This is a genomic window from Methylobacterium tardum (assembly GCF_023546765.1).
Classification (GTDB): domain Bacteria; phylum Pseudomonadota; class Alphaproteobacteria; order Rhizobiales; family Beijerinckiaceae; genus Methylobacterium; species Methylobacterium tardum.
In genome coordinates this window covers 3,878,017-3,900,837 of sequence record NZ_CP097484.1, presented here as the reverse complement: position 1 = coordinate 3,900,837, position 22,821 = coordinate 3,878,017, and the positions used below count along the sequence as shown (strand labels likewise).

At 62.6% G+C, this 22,821-nt stretch carries 26 protein-coding genes, 1 tRNA gene and 2 pseudogenes; 15 read left to right on the top strand and 14 right to left on the bottom strand.

From position 1 onward, the window contains the following. Window positions 1-86 precede the first annotated feature (86 nt). From M6G65_RS18610 to M6G65_RS18585, 7 genes are all read right to left on the bottom strand, one after another. The gene (locus tag M6G65_RS18610) at window positions 87-338 is read right to left on the bottom strand and encodes a DUF6894 family protein (protein WP_238199263.1); all 252 of its coding nucleotides are present in this window, start codon (window positions 336-338) and stop codon (window positions 87-89) included. A 237-nt stretch (window positions 339-575) separates the two neighbouring features. Continuing rightward, window positions 576-3,230 carry a phage tail tip lysozyme gene (locus tag M6G65_RS18605; RefSeq protein ID WP_250102693.1) on the bottom strand — a complete coding sequence of 885 codons (2,655 nt, stop codon included), beginning with the start codon at window positions 3,228-3,230 and terminating at the stop codon, window positions 576-578. Further along, on the bottom strand, window positions 3,170-4,072 hold the full coding sequence (locus M6G65_RS18600) for a phage baseplate assembly protein (RefSeq protein ID WP_250102692.1): 903 nt from the start codon (window positions 4,070-4,072) through the stop codon (window positions 3,170-3,172). Before M6G65_RS18600 ends, M6G65_RS18605 begins: the two co-directional genes overlap by 61 nt. Further along, entirely contained in the window at window positions 4,069-4,368 is a 300-nt protein-coding gene (locus tag M6G65_RS18595; protein ID WP_250102691.1) for a hypothetical protein, read from the bottom strand. Before M6G65_RS18595 ends, M6G65_RS18600 begins: the two co-directional genes overlap by 4 nt. A gap of 51 nt (window positions 4,369-4,419) precedes the next feature. Then, on the bottom strand, window positions 4,420-5,034 hold the full coding sequence (locus M6G65_RS18590) for a hypothetical protein (protein WP_238199266.1): 615 nt from the start codon (window positions 5,032-5,034) through the stop codon (window positions 4,420-4,422). After that, entirely contained in the window at window positions 5,027-5,158 is a 132-nt protein-coding gene (locus tag M6G65_RS33515) for a hypothetical protein (protein WP_283214902.1), read from the bottom strand. Before M6G65_RS33515 ends, M6G65_RS18590 begins: the two co-directional genes overlap by 8 nt. Beyond that, window positions 5,155-5,700, bottom strand: a complete 546-nt coding sequence (locus tag M6G65_RS18585; RefSeq protein WP_238199267.1) for a hypothetical protein — start codon at window positions 5,698-5,700, stop codon at window positions 5,155-5,157. The genes M6G65_RS33515 and M6G65_RS18585 overlap by 4 nt, the downstream gene beginning before the upstream one ends. A 260-nt stretch (window positions 5,701-5,960) precedes the next feature. On the opposite strand from M6G65_RS18585, the gene M6G65_RS33510 reads away from it, so the two are divergent. Continuing rightward, window positions 5,961-6,083 (top strand): hypothetical protein, encoded by a 123-nt coding sequence (locus tag M6G65_RS33510; RefSeq protein WP_283214903.1) that lies wholly within the window; start codon window positions 5,961-5,963, stop codon window positions 6,081-6,083. Window positions 6,084-6,334: 251 nt separating this feature from the next. Here M6G65_RS33510 and M6G65_RS18580 read toward each other — a convergent pair whose 3' ends face one another. Beyond that, entirely contained in the window at window positions 6,335-6,607 is a 273-nt protein-coding gene (locus M6G65_RS18580; RefSeq protein WP_250102690.1) for a hypothetical protein, read from the bottom strand. After that, window positions 6,540-7,394 carry a hypothetical protein gene (locus M6G65_RS18575; protein WP_250102689.1) on the bottom strand — a complete coding sequence of 285 codons (855 nt, stop codon included), beginning with the start codon at window positions 7,392-7,394 and terminating at the stop codon, window positions 6,540-6,542. Before M6G65_RS18575 ends, M6G65_RS18580 begins: the two co-directional genes overlap by 68 nt. Before the next feature lie 501 nt (window positions 7,395-7,895). On the opposite strand from M6G65_RS18575, the gene M6G65_RS18570 reads away from it, so the two are divergent. From M6G65_RS18570 to M6G65_RS18555, 4 genes are all read left to right on the top strand, one after another. Continuing rightward, entirely contained in the window at window positions 7,896-8,135 is a 240-nt protein-coding gene (locus tag M6G65_RS18570) for a hypothetical protein (protein ID WP_238199270.1), read from the top strand. A gap of 104 nt (window positions 8,136-8,239) precedes the next feature. Then, window positions 8,240-8,482, top strand: coding sequence for a hypothetical protein (locus tag M6G65_RS18565; protein ID WP_238199272.1), 243 nt, complete (start codon window positions 8,240-8,242; stop codon window positions 8,480-8,482). A gap of 59 nt (window positions 8,483-8,541) precedes the next feature. Continuing rightward, entirely contained in the window at window positions 8,542-8,727 is a 186-nt protein-coding gene (locus M6G65_RS18560) for a hypothetical protein (RefSeq protein WP_238199277.1), read from the top strand. Window positions 8,728-8,895: 168 nt separating this feature from the next. Beyond that, window positions 8,896-9,705 carry an IS5 family transposase gene (locus M6G65_RS18555; protein WP_250102688.1) on the top strand — a complete coding sequence of 270 codons (810 nt, stop codon included), beginning with the start codon at window positions 8,896-8,898 and terminating at the stop codon, window positions 9,703-9,705. Between the two features lie 61 nt (window positions 9,706-9,766). On the opposite strand, the gene M6G65_RS18550 is transcribed toward M6G65_RS18555, so the two are convergent. The 4 genes from M6G65_RS18550 to M6G65_RS18535 form a co-directional block, all read right to left on the bottom strand. Continuing rightward, window positions 9,767-9,955: a hypothetical protein gene (locus M6G65_RS18550; protein ID WP_238195135.1), complete on the bottom strand. Its 189-nt coding sequence runs from the start codon at window positions 9,953-9,955 to the stop codon at window positions 9,767-9,769. A 1,009-nt stretch (window positions 9,956-10,964) separates the two neighbouring features. Next, window positions 10,965-12,194: an ATP-binding protein gene (locus tag M6G65_RS18545; RefSeq protein ID WP_250102687.1), complete on the bottom strand. Its 1,230-nt coding sequence runs from the start codon at window positions 12,192-12,194 to the stop codon at window positions 10,965-10,967. Continuing rightward, a complete protein-coding gene (locus tag M6G65_RS18540; protein WP_250102686.1) occupies window positions 12,191-12,400 on the bottom strand; it encodes a hypothetical protein in 210 nt (69 codons plus the stop codon). The genes M6G65_RS18545 and M6G65_RS18540 overlap by 4 nt, the downstream gene beginning before the upstream one ends. Before the next feature lie 279 nt (window positions 12,401-12,679). After that, window positions 12,680-12,943: a helix-turn-helix domain-containing protein gene (locus tag M6G65_RS18535; protein ID WP_238195132.1), complete on the bottom strand. Its 264-nt coding sequence runs from the start codon at window positions 12,941-12,943 to the stop codon at window positions 12,680-12,682. A gap of 65 nt (window positions 12,944-13,008) precedes the next feature. On the opposite strand from M6G65_RS18535, the gene M6G65_RS18530 reads away from it, so the two are divergent. The 3 genes from M6G65_RS18530 (at window position 13,009) to M6G65_RS18520 (ending at window position 14,855) form a co-directional block, all read left to right on the top strand. Then, the gene (locus M6G65_RS18530; protein WP_238195131.1) at window positions 13,009-13,533 is read left to right on the top strand and encodes a hypothetical protein; all 525 of its coding nucleotides are present in this window, start codon (window positions 13,009-13,011) and stop codon (window positions 13,531-13,533) included. Beyond that, window positions 13,530-14,687: a tyrosine-type recombinase/integrase gene (locus M6G65_RS18525; RefSeq protein ID WP_238195130.1), complete on the top strand. Its 1,158-nt coding sequence runs from the start codon at window positions 13,530-13,532 to the stop codon at window positions 14,685-14,687. Before M6G65_RS18530 ends, M6G65_RS18525 begins: the two co-directional genes overlap by 4 nt. Window positions 14,688-14,765: 78 nt before the next feature. Continuing rightward, a tRNA-Ser gene (locus M6G65_RS18520) sits at window positions 14,766-14,855 on the top strand. Between the two features lie 214 nt (window positions 14,856-15,069). On the opposite strand, the gene M6G65_RS18515 is transcribed toward M6G65_RS18520, so the two are convergent. After that, entirely contained in the window at window positions 15,070-16,806 is a 1,737-nt protein-coding gene (locus M6G65_RS18515; protein WP_238195129.1) for a class I SAM-dependent methyltransferase, read from the bottom strand. A gap of 79 nt (window positions 16,807-16,885) precedes the next feature. Between M6G65_RS18515 and M6G65_RS18510 the strand changes: the two genes are divergently transcribed. The 7 genes and pseudogenes from M6G65_RS18510 to M6G65_RS18485 all read left to right on the top strand — a co-directional run bounded on the left by M6G65_RS18510 (window position 16,886) and on the right by M6G65_RS18485 (window position 22,793). Then, window positions 16,886-17,068: a DUF3606 domain-containing protein gene (locus tag M6G65_RS18510; protein ID WP_238195128.1), complete on the top strand. Its 183-nt coding sequence runs from the start codon at window positions 16,886-16,888 to the stop codon at window positions 17,066-17,068. 376 nt (window positions 17,069-17,444) lie between these two features. Continuing rightward, the gene (locus M6G65_RS18505; protein WP_238195127.1) at window positions 17,445-18,350 is read left to right on the top strand and encodes a hypothetical protein; all 906 of its coding nucleotides are present in this window, start codon (window positions 17,445-17,447) and stop codon (window positions 18,348-18,350) included. A 9-nt stretch (window positions 18,351-18,359) separates the two neighbouring features. Beyond that, a complete protein-coding gene (locus M6G65_RS18500) occupies window positions 18,360-18,830 on the top strand; it encodes a hypothetical protein (RefSeq protein WP_238195126.1) in 471 nt (156 codons plus the stop codon). An 8-nt stretch (window positions 18,831-18,838) separates the two neighbouring features. Further along, a pseudogene (locus M6G65_RS34030) lies at window positions 18,839-18,949 on the top strand (hypothetical protein); the annotation flags it as partial. Between the two features lie 231 nt (window positions 18,950-19,180). Beyond that, window positions 19,181-20,887: a coiled-coil domain-containing protein gene (locus M6G65_RS18495; RefSeq protein ID WP_238195125.1), complete on the top strand. Its 1,707-nt coding sequence runs from the start codon at window positions 19,181-19,183 to the stop codon at window positions 20,885-20,887. A gap of 174 nt (window positions 20,888-21,061) precedes the next feature. Next, a pseudogene (locus M6G65_RS18490) lies at window positions 21,062-21,439 on the top strand (MBL fold metallo-hydrolase); the annotation flags it as partial. 805 nt (window positions 21,440-22,244) lie between these two features. After that, a complete protein-coding gene (locus M6G65_RS18485; protein ID WP_238195124.1) occupies window positions 22,245-22,793 on the top strand; it encodes a recombinase family protein in 549 nt (182 codons plus the stop codon). Window positions 22,794-22,821 lie beyond the last annotated feature (28 nt).

Genomic DNA, 22,821 nt, shown 5'->3' with positions numbered 1-22,821 from the left:
TTCCCTTCCAGCCATCAGCGCCTGGAAGGTATCTGCTGACGGTGCCCTCAACGTAGGTCAGCCTACCTAAGGCGACAACTCTAAGCCTAAGATGTGGCTTCGTTAGTGAGTGCAAGCCCAGCGAACGTCAGGGTCGCTGTGTAGACGATGACACCGCCCTCATCGCGGACCAGAACGGTGAAAGCATGCGTGTCGCTATCGTTCGGTAGGACGAAGCGTGCCATCTCGGGCAGGCTGGCCACGGCCTCCCGGCGTGCTGCCTCGAAGTCCGCACACTCAACTCCCTCTTCGTCACGCTGAAACTGCCCGTCGTGAATGTCGAAGAAGTAGCGCGGCACCCACGCCTCCGTGATCGGCGACCTCATGCTGCAAACTCGATGCACGCATCTAGGTTCGACTTGAGTCTGCCCAATGGCACGGCACAAGAAAGCCCGCGCCGTCGGACCGGGCGGGCTGAATGCAAGTGCGTCGGCGGGGCCGCACCGAAACGGACCGTTGACCACCGACACGGCACTGCCCTGCCGACGCGCGACCGTTAGCCTGTCGCGAATAGAAGTCTCGCGCAGGAAGATTAGTCAATCAACCCGGCCGCGCACGGAAAAAACCGCCTCGGCCGGAGCCGGGCGGTCTGAAGTGGTCTCGTCACCCCCGTCCGCCTTCGCCATCTGCCTCCCATGGTTCTGAACCACGTCGCGGAATAGGTTGCCGGCGGTCGAGGTCGTGACCCGAGCGTCGGCGCCAGCCTTGTGGACGTTGACCACCACCGAGCCGTTGTTCTCGACCTTCGGCGTGGCCACGATGCCAGCCCTGCCGGCTGAGGCGTCGAGGCGGCCCTCGCCCTGCTGCATGGCCTCGAAGGCCTTCCTGGCCTTCTCCCGGGCTGCCCAGGCCTCACCGTCGGCTCGACCGCCGCGAAGACGGTTGGCGTCCTCCGCGGTGAGACCGGGCGCATCCTTCATGCTGTTTGGCTTCAGCACCCGAGGGGCGCCGTTCGGCAGGAAATCGCTGTCACCGGCAAGGCTGGGCAGCCGCCCTGCTGTCGCCCCGGCCTGATCCCGACGCAGGCGGTCGAGGAAGGGCCTGCGGATTGCAAACGCAAGGCCCTTCTTCTGAGGGTTCTCGAACTTGTCGATCCCCTCGCGCAAAGTGTCCTCATCCGTAGGAGCGGCCATCATGGCGCGATAGGCGCGGTTGTGGCTGACAGCGCCCGGCAGGCCCAGCATCTCCATGCGGTGGTACTGCTGCTGAACGCCGACGTCTGTCCACGGCTTGCCCTGAGACGCGGCGTACCTCTGGAGCAGCGGGAAGCGAGGATTGCCCTTGGCATCGCTCCACTGCGCCGTGCCATGGGCGTGCCCGCTGTCGCCCACGATGCCGGGATCCAGGTTCAGGCCCGACTCGCCTTGCATCATAGCGATTGTCGCCTGGGCCTTGCCCAATGGCATGCCCTCGCCGCCCTCGGACACAGGGCGCTGCAGGAACTCCAACCACGAGGCTATGCGAGAACGCCCTGCTGCGGACAGGCGCCCGCGCGCCGCCCGGCGGCCGTCGTTTCCGGTGTAGGTCCCGGACTCATCGCCCCCCACACTGGGGAGCCGAGGCGCACCGCCACCGAGACCGTTGAGGCGCCCACCGCCGAGCCCCTGGCCAGCAGGCCCCTGTTCTCCGCTATAGCCCGGCCCAGAGCCGCCGCCCGGCAGGTTGGCGCCTCGACCGAGCCCAGGCAGCCGCCCGAAGCCGCCCCCGCCCCCGAACGCGGCAGTCTGGACCCGAGCCCCCGCAAATGGCCCGTCGCCGTCTGCGGAGCTTTTCTGAGCCGTGGCGCCCTGCTGCTGCTTGATCGTTTCCGACAGGCCGTCAATCGAGCGGCGCAGCTTCTCCGACGACTCCTTGAAGTCGCGGTCGCGCTGCTCCGGCGTGCGAGCCTTCAGGCGAGCCAGCTCGGCTTCTGCCGCAGTGAGCTTCTGCTGCGCGGCCTCCGGGGTGTCGATCAGGCCCATCCGCTGCTGCGTACGGCCAATCAGGTGGTCCGAGGCTTCCTTCGCCACGTCCCGCAGCTTCCGGAGGCGATCCACGTCCTCCTGGGCCGCAATCTCGTCGTCACCCTTCATGGGGGCAAGGCGGCGCGCGAGCGGACCGCTGCCCCCATCAAGGTGCCGGAACGACTCGACGTAGTTACCCTCGTTGAACGAGCGGATCGCCGCTGCGATCTCTTTCACGCTATCGGCGAGTGGCCGGACCAGCATGGTGGTTGAGACCAGCATCTCCTTCGCGGAGTTGCCGGCGCCCTTCCAGTCGATCGCGTTCAGCTCGCGACTGATGTCCTGAAGGCCACCCCGGAGGCCCTTCACGAAGTCGCCGCGCTGGTCCTTGGCCAAGCCGTCCACCCACTGGGTGAACTCCGACGCGAACGGCAGCACCTCGCGGGCGATCGTGGTGCCGATCGTCTGCATCGAGGTCCGCAGGTCGGCGATGGCCTGCTCGAACTTCTCGGCCTGCAGGATCGCCTTCGGGTCGAGCGGACCGAGCCGTTCCTTCTGCGCGTTCCAGACATCAGCGATCTTGCCGAGGTGTTCATCCGCGAGCCGCCCAAAGTCCGCGTTGCCGAACACGTGCTGGGCGAAGATGCCCCGCTCGACAGGGTTCTTGATCGTCTCCATGAAGGTGAGGCTCTTCCGGAGCTTCTCGCCTTCATCCGAGGTGCCACGGATGTCCTTGGCAAAGTCCTGAAAGGCTTGGCGCCCGGCAGCGTCGGTGCCCTGCCGGTTGAGCCACTGATAGGTCTCGCCGATCCCGCGGGAGAACTCGCGCATGTTCCCGGCGAACGTCTTGGTGCCGGCGGCTACCGCATCCTGCTCCAGCCCGAATTTGCGGGCGACAGCGCCCAAGGTCTGCAGCGTACCGGCCGCCACGCCTGTCTCGCGCGACAGGGCGCCGAGGCTCGACAGGTTGCTGGACAGTTTGCTCAGCGACATCGCCACGCCAGCCACCGCGGCGCCCGCCGTCAGGCCGGTGACGCCCACCGTCGCCAGCGCGGGGTTCAGGACCGTCGTCGCTGAGCGGGCCGTGGACTGGATCGCCGCCTCGGCCTTGCCCATACCCTTGGCCAAGGTTTCGCCGTGGCTGGCCCCCTGCCGGGAGACATCAAGCAGCTGCGCGCGCAGGCTCTTCAACGGGCCGGAGAACCGGTCGACCACCTCGGCCTGCATCCGCAAGGTCTCATCAGCCATGCCGGCCTCCTATGTCTGTGCGGGCGCTCAGGTGTAGAGCCCTGCCGGGGTGCCGCCGGAGTCCTGAGCCCCGCCGGACTGGACCCGCCGCCGCCGTTGAAGGCTTCCGGCAGGACGAGGTTGATGTCGGTGGTGGTGCCCTGCGGGCCCTGAGAAGAAGTCACGGCCTGGATCGCCAACTGCATGCGGTCCTTGGTGAACAACATCGGCGAGTAGACCGACACGACATCGCCGATGTGCTCTAGCCAGAGGCTGTTCTGGTCCTTGAACCAGCCCTGGACCTTGATGTTCACGTTGATCTGGTTGGCGAGATTGAACCCGTTCTCGTGCTGGGCCCGCATCCGCATGTCGGCCTGATCGCCCGGCATCTCAGCGATCAAGTGGTAGGGCGCATGCTCGGTGACCGCCGAGTTCTTCACCGTGGCGGTCACGTCCCGGGAGGCGTCGCCGAAGGTCTGATCGTTGCCCGGCTGCTGGCCGACGGACTGGATCTCGGAGAAGGCGTCCGCGTAGTCGAAGACGGCATTGGCCGCGAGGATGTTGCGGCCTTCCTCCAGCTCGGCGATAGCGCCAGCCTGGGCCTTCAGCCGGTAACCGACGATGTCCGCACCCTGGCCGGGCAACAGGTAGATGTTCCGGAACCGGCAGAGGCGCTCGATGAAGGCGAACACGCTTTCGCCGGCCAGGACGTTGACCTTTGGGAACGGTTTATCTGCGCCGGACGTGTCGCCCTTCAGGCTGAACTTGACGCCGTAGGGCTTCAGCACCGAGTTCGCGATCTGGCTGAGGCTATAGTTCTTGAACTCGCCCTTCTCGTGGTCGGCGACCGAGCGGGCTATCACCTGCGAGCGGGTTGTGCCGGTGATCTGCAGGCCATGCTCTCGGGCATCGTAGGCCGGCTGCCGGCCGGTGATGCGGCCCTCGGAGACGGCCGGCGCCCGCCGAGGATCACCTCGCAAGGATCACCGATACCGAGCTTCATGGATGCGAAGTCCGGCGCACTCTCGGCCGGGGCCGCCGCGGTGAAGGCGAATTTCGGGAACAGGTCGACGCCTGACCGGGTGACCGAGACCGTCTGCCAGTTCTTGTAGGTCTTGCCCTTGACCTTGATCGAGGCGACTTCCTGCGGCTTGGGCATGTCAGCGACCGATACTCATCAAAGTTGTGGGGTTGGCCGCGCCAGCAGGTCCTATCTACTGACGCGGCCGTCCCTCGCCCGAAGAACCGCATGCACTTCGGGGAGACGTGGATAGGGACGGCTACCGGCGGCGCTCATCCTCGAAGGCAGCAACGTCCCGCTCGACGCCTTGAACTGAAACCCGAGGTCAAGACCTGGATCATTGAGGAACCCCATGGTCTCACCGACGCCGCGGCGGATGTCGCGCATGTTCTGAGAGAAGGTCTTCGCGGCGGCCGAGGAAGCGTCACCCGAAACGCCGAATTTGCCGGCCACTGACTGGAACACGCGCAGCTGATCGGCCGCCATGCCGGTCTCACGTCCGAGCTGCCCGAGGCTCGACAAGCTGCTGCCCAAGCTATTCAGCGCGTTCACGACGCCGGCCACCGCCACGCCCGTGTCGAGGCCCGTGACGCCGATCGCGGCCAGCGCCGGGTTCAAGACTGTCTTGGCGGTGTTCGCAGTCGCCTGGGCGGCGGCCTCGGCCTTGTTCAGCCCCTTCGCCAGAGCCTCGCCGTGCGCCGCGCCTTGGCGGCTGGTGTCGAGCAGCTGAGCCCTCAGACTCTTCAAGGGGCCGGAAAATCGATCCTCGATTTCCGCCCGCATTCTCAAAGCTTCATCAGCCATGGGCGGTCACCTTCTGCCACTTGCTGCCGTCCCAGCGCAGGGACACGCCGAGCAGGGTTCTGATCTCGCCGATGCGCGGCGGGTCGTTCGTGGGTACGAGCTGAGGCGCCGGCTGCTCGGTCATGCCGAAGCCTCAGCTGGCGATCGCCAGTAGGCCGTGCCGGTGAACCAGGCATCGAGCGCGTCGAGGTCGAGCCGGGCGCCAGCGGCTTTGGCGAGCGCGGCCCAGTCCGCCTCCGCGAAATCGAGGCCTAGGCTCTCCAGCGCTCCGTAGCCGCTGGCCGTATCAGGGTGACCGTTCCGGGCCAGGAACCGAGCTGCGATGCCATCGGCCTCGACGGCAACAGCCTGGTCGAGCCCGTAGGCGACCTGCAACGGCGCGCCGAACTCCACCGCCATGCGCGCGGCATAGGGGCCAATCGCGCGGATCACCTCGGCAAGGCCGGCTTGCGCAAGCGCCAGCGGATCCTGAGCCGAACTATTCCCCAGATCCGGGGTAAAACTGGGACGGTCCTTCTGCGCGCTCGGCCCCTTGGCCTTGCCGCCGCGGTAGGTTTCCGCCCGGCCGCCCAGCAGCCGCTCCGACGCCTCAACGTTCACCAGCCCGTCGACCGTCAGCACGATCCAGCCCTTGGCTTCCCAGCGGCCGACCGTCGAACGGTTCACACCATGACGGCGACCGAAAGCGGCTCTGGTCTCAGTCGTTGCCATGTTGCGTGAGTTGCATGTTGCGCGTTGCATGGTTTTCAGCGGTTGCACCTAGACAGAAGCTTTGCTCGCGCGGACCCTCGGGCTTGACCACCCCTGGAAGGGACCCAGGGACTCTCCCCGGGGCATCTCTGACCGGACACCCTCCCTGGGCGATGGTCGCGATGGCACTCCCTTCGGTGTGCTCTGTTGATCCCGCGGCAGTGAAGGAACGGTCCATGCTGAAGGTGCTTCGGTTTCTGCGGAACTGGTTGCTGCTCTCGATCCCGATTGGTCTGTTCGTCGGCAGGTTCATCAAGGCAGGCAAAGGACCACCGCTGCGTGATGAGCATCGCCCGTAGAGGTGAGGGCCTTGGGCTTCGTGCTCGCCATGATGGCTCTCCGGACTGCCGTGGAGGGAGACCGCAGCAGGCACTACTCCGCCGCGATCTCCGATGGTCCGTCGCTTGGTCGACGGGGTGCAGTCGCGCTGGCCTTGGATCCTCTCCCATGGCTTGGAGGACAGGCTGGCTTGTCGCTGTTGGGCTGACTGCATCGCCCTCAATGGCGCGGGTGAAGGAGGCCCTTGCGGGTCTGCCCACGCAATTCCGTGTCAGGCCACGCGCTTCCAGCGGGTGCCGTCCATTGCAAAGCGCTCGGCACCGACCTTGTAGGCAGCACCGGGCGTGTGGAGTTCGCGCCGAGTCTGCTCGGCGACCGCGCGGGTCTGAGTGGCCTTGGCTTCGTTCTGGCGGTTCTGCGCCGACCACGCCGCAAAGCGCTCAGCCTGGGTCGGCTTGCGCTCAGCGGTCACCGGCTCAGGCTTGTTGAGGACACGGCGCCAGAACGCGGTGTGCTCGCCGGCATTGCCTCGTTCGATGCTCATCGGGTTTCTCCGTTGATGTAGTGACGGGCGCCCCAGATCGGCGACGCGTCGGCACCAAGGCCGGGCAAGTAAGGGCGGCCGCTGAGGGGGTGTGCGGAATGCTCGGCGTGGCAGGGATGCAGACCTCTTTGGGGATCCGCTTCTCGACCAGCTTGCCGGGAGTGCTCGTGACACCAGCCCGGGAGCCGTCCGGGTTCAAGCGCACGACATCGTACTGCGTCTCGTAGTAGCTGGGCGTACCGGGATTGCCGTTGTGGGGCTCGCCCGGCGGCACTGGCTCAGCGCCTTCCGGCAGGTTCTGGTTGGCTTCGGCGATCACCCGCTCGTGTTCGCGGAGCCGGCCCAAAAGGTCGGCCAACGCCGTAGCCATCGCGAGGTACTGGTCAGCGAGCTTGGCAACCTCGGCGGAAGCCTTCATGCCAGCTTTGCGGAGGGCCCTGCGGCGGACCTGCTCGGCCTCCGCCTCAGCTCTGGCCTCGGCCTCGGCGCTTATCGCAACAGCGTGCTGGGTCTCGGCCTGATCCTGCTTGATCTTGGCCAAGGCGATCCGGGTATCGAGGGCGAGCAGGTCTTCCGCCGAACCGTTCAACACCAGATCCGCGCGGCTGGCTTCCAGAGCCTCGCGCTCTGCCAGAGCGGCATCGCGGTCCAGGAGGATCTGGGCGACCGTACGCGGCGCGAGCGGCGCCGGCTGACGGTCAATGTAGCTAGGACCGAGTGTGACGTGCGGCGCAACGTTGCCGTCGTGGCGATTGTGACGGACGGAGACGGTGGGGATCATGTTCATGCCGATCTCCCTCAAGCCGCACGAGCGAGGGCGGGCGCGGCCGGCGGGGTGCGCGGGCCGTCGTCCGGACTGAGCCGAACACCATGACGGGCAAGATGAGCGCGTAGGCTCTGGCGCGTGAACTCGGACATAGTCTGACCGCGCTGGCGGGCGGTGGCTTCTACCGCTTGGGCGAGATCGGTTTCGACCTTCAGCCGGAGCAAAGCATCTCGTCGGAGAGGATTGGTCATGATGTGGCTACGCCTCAATCACTGCGTACCCAGATACCTGCTTCATCTATGCTGCTTCGACAAGATGCTGATGTCTTGCCTCGAACTCGCAGATAGAACCTGCCGTCGTCCCTAGTTATCCATTGTTGTCGTATGTTATGTTTGATCCCAAGATTTCATGCCAATATGTCGCAGCTTGGTTGTCCAGTTTTGCGAAGAGGGAGCCATGATTGGGCAGGCGCCACGTGTGGCGAGAGAGTTTCACGTCGGCCCGCGCGGTGACCGGTATGCGTTGACCCGCGATCTGACGACTGGACAGCCTTATGTGCTGCACCGCTCCTGCGAGACTGATCCTGAGGTTCAGATAGACCTCGGCTCGTTCCTCGTCCTGTTCCGAGGCCCGGAAAGGGACGACTTGCTGGAGCTGATTGCGTCACTGCTGCCCGAAGATGAGCAATCGACACAGGACGGCGCCAATGTCGTCCGGCCACCGCGGTTCATGTCGCGCTGGATGCCGGCCCGGCAAGTCTGACGTCTGACGCATCGGTCGAACGGTAGCTCTCCTCAATTTGGAGGAAGAGGGCGACGGTCCCTAGCGTTAGATCGCGTTCAGTGTTCCGACGGAGGCCTTTTCCGATGAGGCTTGATCCCGATCTCCCCAGAAGCTGGATTGTTGATCCAGAAGATGTGGCGCACCGGCTCGGTGTGAGCACGACAGCCCTGGAGCGCTGCGTCATCGAGGGGAATGCCAGGGTTCTGATCGTCCCTGGAAGTTTGGCGGACGTGGGTAGTTCACGCATCACCGTTCATCTGTACGACGGCGGGTGGCAGGGCACGTTCGATCAGAGCGGGCAGCTCGTGGCTGAGCACGTCTGGTAACTGCGGCCGCACCAATCCAGGCTAACGCGGGTTGAACCTCCTACTAGCAGGAGGACTCCATGGCCCCGCGGATCTACCCGGACGTGAACACCAGCTCGGCGAGCAGCGGAGCGGCCAACAGGCCCGTGCACCGCGTGGGTGAGGACGTGGACTCCGGCGACCAGCTCGCCAGCCCAGTTCTGCTCGGCATCGCTGTTGCCGGCGCAGTCGCGGCACTCCTGCTGGTCTATCTTGTGATCGGCTGAGCGCTGCACCAATGAGGAGCAGCGGACAAACCGGACGTTCTGAACAGATGTCCCGTTTGTCCGGCGTGTTTCACCTATCCTGAAATTCGAGCACGGAAAGTGTCCCACTCGTCCCATCCCTAGAGGCTGTTATGGACCTGGGTGGGTCTGATGCTCAGATGGGCTGGGATGAGCCCTGCCCGCAAGCCGTATCCGTCCGACGTTTCCGATGAGGAGTGGGCGCTGGTCGCGCCCTACCTGACGCTGCTGCGCGAGGATGCCGGTCAGCGCGAGCACGCGTTGCGCGAGGTGTTCAACGGGCTGCGCTACGTCGTCAGGAGCGGCTGCCCGTGGCGGCTGATGCCGCATGATCTGCCGCCTTGGTTTGTCGTGTATCAGCAGGCCCAGCGCTGGCTATCAGCTGGCTGCTTCGAGCAACTGGCCGAGGATCTGCGCGCGGTGCTGCGCATGGCTGCAGGCCGGGCCCCGGAGCCGAGCGCGGCCGTGCTCGACAGCCGGACTTTGCGCTCCTCGCCCGAGAGCGGCGAGCGGGCCGGCTACGATGGGGCCAAGCGCAAGAAGGGCTCGAAGCTGCACATGGCGGTGGACACCCTCGGCCATCTCCTGGCGCTGCACGTCACGCCCGCCGATGCCGATGATCGGGCCCAGGTGGGCCGGCTCGCCAAGGCCGTGCAGGCAGCCACCGGTGAGAGCGTCGAGGTCGCCTTCGCCGATCAGGGCTATACCGGTGAGAAGCCGGCCACGGCAGCCCGCGAGCACGGCATCGAACTGGAGGTGGTGAAGCTGCCAGAGGCCAAGCGCGGCTTCGTGCTGCTCCCACGCCGTTGGGTCGTGGAGCGCTCCTTTGCCTGGGCGACCCGCTTCCGCAGGCTCGTCAAAGATTACGAGCGCTATGCCAGCACCCTGGCAGACCTGCACCTCGTCGCTTTCGTCTGCCTCATGCTCAGACAGGCCGCTCAACTGGCCACAGGTTCATAACAGCCTCTAGTGCGTGGGACAGTGGGACAGCCCCGGACCAGTCCGGGACCAGTCCGCCCAATCAGTGCCCGAACAGCGCGACGGCTACGCCGACCAGCGTTCCGCCCGCGATCGGCGCAAACAGCGCCAAGATCGACACGAGGATGATGAGCGTGATGGCGGCGTTCTCCTGCCGTCTGGCGTTCGGATCCGGGCGCCGTGGCGGCTCCCATTGAGGTGGGATGGAGCGATCCTCGGGTGGGACGAACATCAGCGGCTCATCAAGACGTGGACCATGAGCTTAAACCCTGAGCCAAGCCTCACCCTTCGTGCTCCGAAGGCCCATGCGTCGAGCGTCTCGCCTGATCGGTAGACTCAGCTGACCTTCTTTGCCTGTGCGGCAAGCGAGCGACGACAAAGACCGAGGCGATCCAGCTTGCCTCCAAGATGCAGACAAAAATGGCGGTGTCCGCCAGTACACTTCCGATCGGGTGACCCTTAATCGCGCCGGCAACACCGGCCGCGACCGCAACCAGCGTGACGATTGGGATCAGAAGGTACCAAGTGAGCAGCACGCCACAGGCGGCCCCAAGGAGTGCAATCAGCACATATGCCATTCAACGCACCGCCTCTCGCCACCTGCTCACGAGCGAGGAAGAGCTATACGAGTACAACGAGAAGCTGCGCAAAACGATGCTATGTTAGTTGCGACAAAAGCGACCTTTCGTAGCTGGGATTAACTTCCCTTATTTTGTATGCACTTTAGACTGCCGAAGATCTTTCATAGATTACTTTAGGCTTGCCGCAACATAGTAAGCAATTGCGCTAACGATCACGGCCCAAAAAACGCCAAGTGCGCCTAATAGGATCAGTTTGCGCGTCGGCATAAGCACATTTCGGAGGCGTTCATGCTTTTCGCCGTTCCGGATTGGAAAGCGAAAGTCGAGTAGTTTGCAGATGGGATCAAAGGCGCGCCACATTGCCGGTATCACGATTGAGATGCCCTCTTTCGTACCTTTGAGTTGGCATCCGAATGTCAGCCACACTACGCAGGCTGCGGGTAGATCCACGAGGCAGACTGCCGAGGAAGTCGGCCAAGAACGGTGTAGCGCTCTATACGCTCGGCCCTCCTAGACGGTTGCAAGACTCGCTCGTGGATCTGGGCTGCCCTAATCGGACAGACCGGACACTTCGGACAGATGTCCCGTTTGTCCGGCGTCCGGCACCGGACGGACAGGACAAAACCCTAGGGATCTGTCCTGTCCGTCCGGTCGCGCCGTTCATTCCGCCGCCTCAATCAGCCAGAGATGGTCGACGCCGTTGAGGGCTACCGAGCCGATCAAGCTGCGGCCGAGGCAGGTCTCGACGGCTCGCTTGAACGCCTTGCGCTTGGCTTCAGCCCGCTTAGCTTCGTCGTCACCATCGGCCGGGTAGATGGCGAAGAAGGCCGTCCTGACGGCATGCAGCGGGACGGCGCGGACCTCGGCAGCTTCATTGCCGAACGGCCACGCGCGGATGCCATGGTCGGCAAGGCTTGTCAGCACGGCTTGCCGGAACACCTTCGAGGAGGTCGGCCAGCGCTCCTTGCCTGCCGTGACAGCCGCCGCAGAGGTACGATCCGTCTGCCAGTTCACCACGCAGGTGGTGATCGGCTCGCGGTCGTAGTTCTCGCCGACGGTGACCACTTCCAGGTCAAAGGGGATCTCGTATCCGCAGCGGGCGCCGCGCACCTTCCGGATCGCCATGCGCGTGTTGCTGATGGCGCCACCCTCGTCCCGGTTTGCGAGGACGGCAAGCACCGCGTCCGCAGCTGCCTCCTTGGCTGAGGAGCCCCTGGTGCCGGTCTCGGTAGTCTTCCCGAAGTGATCGACCCCGAGCACGAACGCGCCGGTTTGACGGCTTAGGGCCTCCATGGCGTTCATCACCCGCTGCGCTTCCGCGGCCGAGTTCTCATCTCCGAAGCCGGCCGCTGCTGCGACGGTGTCGGCGATGATCAGCGCAAGAGGCAGATCGAACACTTGGCGTAGATGCTCGGCAGCGGCCTTCGCCACAGCGACAAGCTGGGTAACTGCCTCGGTGCTGAGAAGGCGGGGGCAGTCGTCGATCCAGGCGAAGGGCAAGTGCTCGTCGGGATCGGAGCCGAGCTTACCCTGCACGAGGCCGCGCAGGCGGATCGGGATCTCGAACGCCCCCTCAGAGGCCACGAACAGGACTCCTCCCTGCCGGACTACACGCCGCCCCGCGAAGGGCTGCCCCGTCATCACAGACGCGGACAGATCGATAGCCGTGAAGGTCTTCCCGCAGCCCCACTGGCCAGGCATCAGCCCCTTGCCGGTCTCGCTGATCAGGTCCTGGACTAGCCAGGCGCGATCAGCATCTGGGTCCGCCTCGCCGTGCCATCGAAGCGTAATGGGTGACGAACTGACGATGCGCGGCGGATCGCGCCTGAACGGCACGGGATCGGGCTCGCCAAGCCGATCCAGTTCAGCCGAAAAGTGTGGCGCTCTCATTGGCGCGCCTCCGGATTGGAATGGGTGCGGGATGCGGGCTGCCGCCGCTGGCGCTCGCGTTCGGTCTGCTCGGTCAGGTCGCCGAGCAGGTTCAAGGCGGCACGGAATTCCGCGGCCGCGCACTTCATAGAGTACCGGAGGCCGGCATCGTCGCGCAGGACGGCATAGTCGCCGACCAAGTTGGCGCGCATGCTGACGAGCGCCATCAGCTCGGCGATGTGCGCCCGGTACTTGTCCGGATCGCCAAATTCGAAGTCGTCGGGATTGAGGGGGGGCGCTCATGCGCGCCCCCAACGGTCAGTGGTTGAGAAAGCCAGATCAGCGACGACGGCCGCCATAGACGGCGACAATCCGAAGCGCTTAGCGAGCGTGGATGCTTGAAGAGCGAGGGGCTTCGCGGTATCTACGAACTTGTCAGCCGCCACAGCAGACAATTCGAGACCCGCCATCGCCCCGCGCGATGCGCGGGTTTCTTGCTTCATGGCTTATGCGGCCTCCGCGCTCGTGCTGACGGAGAGCCCCAGCATCCGTTCGAACGGTACGACCGGTACCTTCAGCAGCCGTCCGATCTTGATCGTCGGGATCTCGCCGCGCTTGGCGGCCTCGTAGGCGCCGTTACGACTGATCCCAAGCCAAGCAGCTGCCTCGTCGATGCTGATCGTTTTCGCGCCTGTCCGCTCCAAACATGCCGATGTCATATAAGCCTCCAATTTCGAAACGACGATTGGCGTTATGAAAATGGACAGCACGTGAGGGCTTGTCAATAAGCGTACCGACGATCTACGATACGAAAATCAAATTGGAGAGTGTGGCGGTGACGAAGAAAGCCGAGGCGGTACGTCGTGGACGCCCCGCTAAACCTGACGCAGTACGGCTGCGTCGCCCTGTAGCCGTTCGGCTCCGCGACGAACTCCGAGCCGATCTTGAAATCTCTGCGTCAAGACACGGCAGATCTGTCTCCGAAGAGATAGAAGCTCGTCTAGAGGCGTCTCTCTCGGTCCAGAACTACCTCAAGCAAGATTGGGGTAATGACGTTTTCATGATTGCGCGATCACTTGCCTCTAGTGTCGCACAAATCGAGCATGCTTATGGATCTGCATGGTACGAGAGTGATGAGGCTGTCGAAGTTCTTAAATTGACCGCCGCTCAGACGGTCGAGAATTTCAAGGTCGGCATCAGGAACGAACTCGACGAATGGGCAGCAATTGGCAAAAAAGCTGCAGCCGACCTCAAAGGCGCGTCTCGTGAAGAGGCCGCAAAGATATTTGCCGCACGCGATATGCGTGTTCTACCTCGCCTGAAGCCAACCAAAGACTTCACGGAAGGCGGTAACTCATGAAAGGCCACATCCGCGAGCGCTCGCCCGGCAAGTGGGCGATCATCCTTGACCTGCGGGATCCGGAGACTGGTAAGCGCAAGCGGAAGTGGCACACTTTCGCCGGGACTAAGCGCGAGGCGCAGAAGGAGTGTGCCCGTCTCATCACCGCAATCGGGGGAGGGGACTACGTTGAGCCAGCCAAGGAGACGGTGGCGGCGTTCCTTGACCGGTGGCTTGAGCACGTACGCACGTTGATCTCGCCGCGCAGCCACGAGCGCTATGCCGAGCTTGCCCGCAAGAACATCGTGCCGCTGCTCGGCAATGCGGTGCTGACCAGCCTCCGGCCGGAGCAAATCTCCGCGGCCTACGCTAAGGCGCTCGTCAGCGGGCGTCGCGACGGCACCGGCGGCTTGGCGCCGCGCAGCGTCCATCACATGCACCGGATCCTCCGCCAGGCGCTCGGGCAAGCCGTGAAGTGGCGCGTCCTGGCTCGAAATCCCGCAGATGCCGTCGACCCGCCGAAGGTTGAGCGGATCAAGATGCGAGCGCTGGACGCGAACGAGACCGCGACGCTCTTGGCCCATTTCCGGCAGACCCGCATGTTCGTGCCGGTCCTGCTCGGCGTCCTCTGTGGCCTGCGTCGAGGCGAGGTCACGGCGATGCGGTGGCGGGCGGTCGACTTCGCCACCGGCCATCTCGCAATAGTTGAGAGCACCGAGCAGACCAAGGCTGGCATCAGGACCAAGGACACCAAGAGCGGGCGGTCGCGCCGAGTGGCGCTGCCCTCCCTGGCCGTCGAGGAGCTGCGCCGGCATCGGGCTCGGCAGGCCGAAGAGTTGCTGAAACTGGGCGTGCGTCTGACCGATGACGACCACGTGTTCGCCCAGGCCGACGGTCGGCCAGTCCAGCCGAACAGCCTGACGCACGAGTTCACGCGCATCCTGGCCCTCTCGAAGACGCTGCCGCGGGTCCGATTTCACGACCTCCGACACAGCCACGCGACGCAGATGCTGGCGAACGGCGTGCATCCGAAGATCGCCCAGGAGCGCCTCGGCCACTCCTCGATCGCGATCACCCTCGACCTGTACAGCCACGTGCTGCCGGGAATGCAGGAGGACGCGGCCGCGAAGGTTGACGCTGCCCTCCGCGCGGCCATAGACAGGTCCGCCGGATGATTGGGTAGCAAAGCGGTAGCAAATGCCGCTTTTCAGGCCCCTTCGCCGAGGCAAATTAGCCAAGCGCGGCAACGGCTTGGAAGGGTGGCCGAGTGGTTTAAGGCAGCGGTCTTGAAAACCGCCGTGGGGGCAACTCCACCGTGGGTTCGAATCCCACCCCTTCCGCCAGTTCTTTGCGATAAGTCGTTGTAGGAATTAATATTTTAGGTATGGTCCGGTGGCGTAGCCCACTTTGCAGCCCACATTTTCAAATGGCTTTTACCGGTCGCTACCGGACTATGATTGACACTGCGGCCTCGCGCGCGCGCGAGCGCTGAACAGGCTGAGGCATATGGAACTGTGCCCCCTGCGGATTGGATAAGCGCTTCTGAGTCGCAGTAGGTTATGGGCCAGAGGTTGTTCGACCTGACCATTCCGGCGGCTGCTGATCCTGGCTGACGCGCAGGCGGCGCCATTCCAGTCCGGCGAACGCGGCTTCATATGAGGTGTCTGCCGCAATCGGCAGCGCCGCCCGAGCCTCCGCCCAGAATCGGTCGGCTAGTGCCGCGTCACCGTCCCAAGCCGCACGCCACCACGTCAAGATCGGCTCGCGCGCCCGAGCTAGTGCCGCCGCGGAGGGAAGCCGGTCGCGTTTCTCATGCTGGTTGACCCGGCGCGAGGCCGGAAACAGGTTCCACAGGTCACCGCAGGGCCACGTTGACCACGGCAGCCCATGGTCGATGTCGAGCGTGTCGAGGCGCAGCGGTGCGCCTGACCAAACACAAACCGGCGGTGTGCCGGCTGCCGCGAGCCTTGCCGCGGCAAGGCGCGCCAGAGCAGTGTCGCGCGTCGGCTCCTGCCAAATGAGGTGCGCCTCGACCTGTCCCGGCGAACAAGCCCGGCCCATGCGCACAGCATAGCCTCGAATCAGCCTCGCCCACTCTGCGACGAGCACGGGCTCGACCCAGGCGCCGAGCCGCAACAGACTGCGCCACAGCGGCCCTGGCACCGATAGGTAGCCCCAGGCCGATAGGACATCCGGCGTGAGCGTCACGGGGCCGGACACCCGCACTGGTCGGCCTACTCCCTCGAAGACAGGCACACCTGCGTTCGGGTAGGTCGTGTAGCGGGCGGGCATTGCGAGGATGGTCCGTCGCGTCTCACCGAGCGCGGCAATCAGCGCCTCAGCGCGTGGGCCTGCGAATCGCATCCCGATGCGCAGGTCACCCGCCATCACCCCGAAAGACAATAGCGAACGGAAGCCAGCCTTGGCGAAGCCAAGACCGTCCGGCCCAGCGTTGCCGGGCACTTGTGGGAGACCTGAGGCAACGAGCGGTAGGTAGGCGCGCAGCCAGTTCAGGGCGACTGCGCCCATCGGAACAAGGACTCGGTCAGTTCCGTCCGACGCTGGCGCCGCGAGCGAGGATGCGGTGTCGGCGATCTTCGCGACCGCGCGCAGCAGCCCGAGCTTATAGGTCGAGGACTTGTCGTCGTTGAGCACGATTCCACGGACCAGCGGCAGGCCGAGGCTGCCGTCGTCGGGTACGCGGAGTACCACGGTGGTCCAGGCTACGTCGGACCGGCCGAGGCCGTCGGCTTCGTCGAGGACCCGCAGGACAGCGAGGCCGTGCTCACGTGCGAGAGCCTCGATTTCCCCGAGGCTGGTCGGGTACATCGCGCGTACCGGCTCGCTTGCGCCATGGCGCAGGGTCAGAACGAGGACGCCACCCGGCTTGAGCAGCATGGCCAGCTTACGGAAGGCGCGCGGGCGTTCGGGCGGCTGCAGGTGCATCCACACGGCCGAGAGAAGTACGAGGTCGTAACTCAAGTTCAGGCGATGGACCGCAGCGAGCGCGGGCAGGCGGTCATCGATCCAGCGCAGGTCAGGATGGCGCCGGGCGCCTTCGGCTCGCATTCCATCTGCGGGTTCTGCAGCCACGACCTCATAGCCCTGACCGGCCAACCACGCTGCGTCGCGGCCTGAGCCCGCGCCAACGTCGAGGGCGAGGCGTCCGGGGCCGACTGGGATCAGATCGCGCACGCGCGCCCACAGCACCTCGGCGGACAGGCTTTCGTAGCGCACCGCGAGGGCGGCCGCGTCGCGGTCGTAGGCCGCCAAGATCTCGTCATGGATGTTCATGGTTCACGATGACCAGACATTTTGGGTCCGTCGCGAGTTTCTTCCCACACCGCATGTTACCAACCCAACAGGATTTCCCATGGCCGGCCTCAAGGACAAGCGTGGCTTCATCGACAAGGACCGCCCCGATCTGCCGGAACGCAAAGCTGTCGAGTTCTGGATGAAACGATGGGGCGTCACGCAAGACCAGCTTACGGCGGCGCATCGGAAGGTCGGTCGAATGACCAAGGACATTGCCGCTGAGCTGGGCAAGAAGCGTTAGGGGCGCGACCGCCCCAGAGGCACAGCGCGGCAGAGGACGTCGTCACGGTGACGCCGCACCTTATTCGTGTTCGCAGCCGCGGCCATGCCGATCCTGAGGACCCGACATGGCCGCGGATCCGGCAGACTGACGGTTGGTATTGTCTCAGTTTCGAGGCGGTCGCCACCAGTCTGTGCATCACCGAAGGTGAGCATGGCCCACGGTTCAAGGCCGATACGCGGAAGGCCACGCCGCCTACCAGCGCTGCAAGCATCGAACGTGAACTAGCGTTCGGGCAGCTCCAAAGCCTCAAACCCGTGGATGTCTCTCACTAAAGCGTTAGGCTCAGTTGCCCATTTGCCGCGGACAGCTCAAGGTTGCATGAGAGGTAAAAGCGATGCAGCCGAGCTACGAGCGGGTTTGGGAGGGCACAGCGTGGCAAACCTATGCTCACCGTCTTGTCCAAATGCGCCATGGCTCGGAGAATGTCCAACGGGTGCCAGATCGGGTTCAAGGCGACCATGGACTAGAATTTTTTACGACGGACGGCTGTTTGTTCCAATGTTACGCACCAGAAGAGACGGTTAATACCGCAAAAGCATCTAGCGCGATGAAAAATAAAGCGACTCGCGATCTCGGTAAAGTTGCTAAGAATGCGAGCGCAATAGAAATTTTAGTGAAAGGTATTGATATCAGACGATGGTTCCTTTTATGCCCTTTCCTTGACGATAAATCTGTTGTTACTCATGTCCGCAATAAAGGTAAGGAGCTTGCGGGCAAATCTTTGCCTTTCATCCATAAGAACTTTGAGGCACTAGTTCACAGTCAAGACGATTTTGCTTCTGAAATTGAAAATCTACGACGAAGCGTTCTGGGCCCACAAATACAAATTCCAATTCCGGATGCTGCCGACGTTGCATTGAGGGCCGCGGGGGACGCTGGCGAGGCTCTGAACGCCAAACTTTCACGCGCCTTCCCTCAACTCGGTCCAGCAGCTTTAAATGATCGTGCGCGTGAATTTGTTCGTGGGCTCGTGTACCACGAGAACACGATGGAGCGCTTGAAGCGTGATTACCCGAATGTGTGGGAACAAGCTTATCAGACCATTGATTCTGAAGAATCACGGTTACGGATGGTAGGAGCAGATGGCAGCACACCCATCGCACAGCTCAAGCATAGTTTAGACCGCATTGAGGATGGATTGAGGAAAGACCTTCCTACGCTTCCACAGTCGACAAAAACGCATATGGCGCAAGGAGTACTGGCTAGTTGGCTTGTGCGGTGCCCGCTGGACTTCAGCTAGGGCGCATCCATGTCTCACCCGGCGGAAGCAGAGTATTTTTCTTTTAGAGACCGACCTGTTCCTGTTTCTGGGGACCTAAGGATCGGCTGGCGTATACCTGTGCTGATCTTTTCGTTATATACATCCAGAGGAAGGAAAGCCTCCCTTGCGAAGCTTTATGTGCTAAGCCAAGCTATTCAATCTCCGCTTTCTCAGAATTTACTCAATTCCATTGTCTCGCGTGAAGTACAACCGAACGAATGGCGGGTCAGAGTCGAGCCTGCATTAGGAAGAGCCGTCGACCTTATGGTGGGAGACAAGCTGGCCTCTTGGCTCACGGTTGCAAATCGAACCGGAGTTCAGCTAACGCAGCAGGGCATTGCGGCAGGTGACGCCATCAGCGAGCTGAGCGACTCTTTGAAAATGGAAAAAGTAGCGCTCAGGCACTTTGGACAGGCGATCACTGAAACCCTTGTTAGCCAGATTATTTCACGTGGATAGGTGCACCCTTGCTATTCATAGAGCGCCTCCGCCTCCGCTCGCTCGCTGGCCGTGAAGCATATGGCTGTGATCTTTCGTTTCACGAAGGGCTCAACATAATCCTTGCGCCAAACGGCTCGGGCAAATCAACGTGCTTACAGGCTATAATTTATGCTCTCGGCCTAGAACGAATGCTTGGTGCCAGATTAGAGGTCCCGCTACCGTATGCAATGCGCCAACGAATCCATGCAAATGCTGACGCGCCATACAAACCTGTGACGCGATCATTCGTTTCGATGGTTGTTCGAAATCGCGACGGACAAAGGCTGGTGCTCCGTCGCGATATTGTGGGCGGCCGAGATCGGAAGTTGGTGAGAACCATCCTTACCAGTGCAAAGGGCGAGTATGGGGGAGGAATCCGAAAGGATTTCTTTCTTCATGATCGCGGCTCTGCTCGCCATGAAGACGGGTTCCACTACTTCCTTGCAAAATTTATCGGCTGGGACATTCCATCAGTTCCGCAATTCGATGGCGGCGAGGCTCCTTTATATATCGAAACGATATTTCCAATGTTCTTCGTTGAACAGAAAAGAGGATGGTCCGCCATACAAGGTCCTTTCCCGACAATGTTTCGGATTCAGGATTTAAATCGGAGGGTAATGGAGTTTATACTTTCTCTCGATGCGGGGAAGTCGCGCCTCAGGTATGCTGAACTGCGTGCTGTAATGTCTACGGCCGTTCAAAGATGGCGAGAGGTAGTTGTACTCGCACGCGAAATAATCGGCTCAACGGGGCGGGTGCACAACCTCACTCCCGAACCGTCGGAAAGGTTCTTGCATGACGAAGTTGTCAAGCTTGATTTTTTCTACAAAGGCGAGTGGCGTGAAGCCAATGAATTGCTTGCGGACCTGAAGAGTGAAGTCGCTCGACTCGAGCAAATCGAATTATCCGAAACAGAAGACGCCTCGCCGGAATTGGAAGAAGAACTTATCTCTCGGCGCTCGCGGCAAGACGAATTGACGTCGCTTATCGAGGTGATTCGTCGTGAATGGTCAACTATTCAGGACGAGGTCAATGCAGTCGCTGAACGATTATCAGTCTTGAAATTCGATCTTGTCCGCAACCAGGATGCCCAGAAGCTCAAAACATTAGGCTCTAGGCTAGGGAAAGCAGCTTTTGAACATCGATGCCCAACTTGCCATCAGTCGCTAGAGACGGAGCTTCTCCCAGAACTTACTTCTCGCACTATGGCGCTAGAGCAAAACATTAAATTTATCAAATCACAGATCGAGTTGTACGAAGCCAGTCAAAGATCCGCGGTTAGCTCACGAGATGAGCTGGCGAGAAAATACAACGCATTCAATGCCGAACTTTACTCGGTTATGCAGCGGATACGCGAACTCCGCCAAGCGCTTACCAGACCGGCATCCTCAGCCTCGCGAGCGCAGATTGAGCAAATTGTCCGGCTGAACGCTCAGATTGAGCGAATTACGAGCGCAAGAGAGGGTATGGACAGCCTCAGCGACAACTTGGGCGGTATCAGCCGCGAATACTTCGATGCCCAGAGTGAAATACGAAGCCTTCGTTTAAATGAGCTAGGCAGCAGCGACCGAGCTAAACTTTCCAATCTACTAATCGAACTTAAAAGACAGTGTAGAGCTTACCATTTTGCTACCTACGGGATTGAGGAACTAGGACTTGCGGAAGACAACTTCCGTCCTGTCGTTGAGATTGAAACGGATGAAGGACGGCAGCAGCAAGAACTTGGCTTCGAAGTTTCTGCGAGCGATGGGATCCGCCTGAAGTGGGCTTACTATCTGTCCTTAATGCTGGTGTCTAAGTTTCCGCTCGGCAACCACCCTGGTCTTTGCGTGTTCGATGAGCCTGGGCAGCAGGCTATGGAACAAGAAAGTCTCCGTGAATTTCTTAAATTCTCTAGCATTAATTTTCGTGAAAGGCAGATTATAACGGCGGTGACAACCGAGAAGGCTAGGCCGTTCATTGAAGAGTTGCGAGGATTGGGGGCCAATGTCATTGAATTTGGAGGGCGTGTACTTCAACCTTTGCGCGCAACTTAAAAGCATCTTGTCGGCCCGCACGTCACGTGAGGGTATACCCTGAGGCGACGTCACTTCCGCTTAATCGCCACCTGTCACATGTGGGTTCTAATCGCAAGATGTGACGGTCGTTTGCTTGGAACTAGGCCCTGAAGTGACGGTCGCAAGCACGACCGTGTGGAGCACGATCTACCCCTCACCCTCGGCCCGTTCAGGGTTACGCCGACGTTGGTGGACCACTCTGCCTATGACGCCTACGCCCTGCTCGTGGAGGCCGGCCGCCGGCGGCTGTTCTACTCGGGGGATTTGCGCGCCCAAGGACGCAAGGGCGTGCTGTTCGAGCGCCTGCTGCGCGACCTGCCGCGTGGGGTGGACACGATGCTGATGGAGGGCTCGACGCTCGGCCGCCTTGCCCCCGACGGCCGTTTCCCGACCGAGGGCGAGATCGAGGCGACGTTCGTGGAGCGGCTGCGCGCGCCGGGCTTCGTGGCGGTGTGCGCCTCGGCCCAAAATATTGACCGGGTCGTCTCACTCTACCGAGCCTGCAAGAAGACCGGGCGCACCCTCGTGCTCTGCCGGATCCACCGCAAGTACGTGCGCGGTGCGCAGGCCAGCGACGGCTACGATCTTTTCGATGGCTTACAGGTCACCGGGAGCAACACGCCGATGGTGATCGCGACCTACGACGGGCCGGGCACTCTGCGCAGGTGGGTGGAGGCGGCACGGAGCTATGCCGGCGAGGAAAAGCAGGGTGTCGCGGTTATTGCGGCCAGACATCCCGAGGTCATCGACGTCGAGATGGCGCTGCCCGCAAACGAACCCACGGGAGGTGAGGCGAAGGTAGCCAACCGCATGGACATCGTCGCGCTTGAAGAAGAGCACGAGGGTGCGCGGCTCGCCTTCTATGAGGCGAAGCTGTTCACGAATCCGGAACTGCGCGCTGATGACCTCAAACCACGCGTGATGGGTCAACTCCAGCGCTACCGCGACTACGTCACGGCACCGGATCGCCGCTCCGAGGTGATCGCGGCCTACGGGAACGCGCGCAAGGTGCTCGCCGAGATTGCGGTAATGCGTGGGAGCGAGCCCGCACCTCTCGTCCGTGCTGTCGCCGATGGCGCCCCGCTCGCTCTCGATCCTGCGCCACGCCTCGTCGTGTTTGGACATCAGGCCGCGCAGGTGGCTCCGGGCTCCTCATGGCAGAGCCATGCTGACGCGCTTCGGGATGGCGGCATTGCGCTCGTGCTCGCGGCCGAGCCACACGACATCGTCCTGCGCCGTCCCGAACGAGCGATAGCGAACACGCCTGGAGGGCATTGACGCCGACTATTGCCGGTGTGGTGTGTGGGGTGAGCCAACCACCCTGAGGTGACACCCTATGGCTCGCATCGGCTACGCCCGCGTCAGCACCCTCGACCAGAACCTCGACGCTCAACTCGCCCGCCTCAAGGCCGAAGACTGTGGCGTCATTCGCGCCGAGGAAGCCTCGGGCGCTTCACGCGAGGGACGCGGCGAACTCGCGACCATCCTCGCCTTCCTACGCCCTGGCGACGAGATCGTCGTCACTCGCCTTGACCGGCTCGGGCGTGACACCCGTGACGTTCTCAACCTGATCCACGAAGCCGAACAGCGTGGCGCAAGCGTCACCGTGCTCGACCCTCATGTTTCGACACGTGGGGAGATGGGCCATGTCGTGCTGACCGTGCTTGGAATGGTCGCGCAGATGGAGCGCCGCTTCATCAAGGAGCGGCAGCGCGAAGGAATCTCACGAGCGAAGGCGGCAGGCGCCTACACTGGCGGCAAGGCACGGCTCGACTACGCCGGGATCTGGCGAATGGCGGACGAGGGGCATGGGCCGACGGTGATTGCGAAGGCGCTCTGCTGTTCGCGCATGCAGATCTACCGCGTCCTGCGCGAGCGCGGATGATGCCGGCACCTAATATTAGCACTACGGT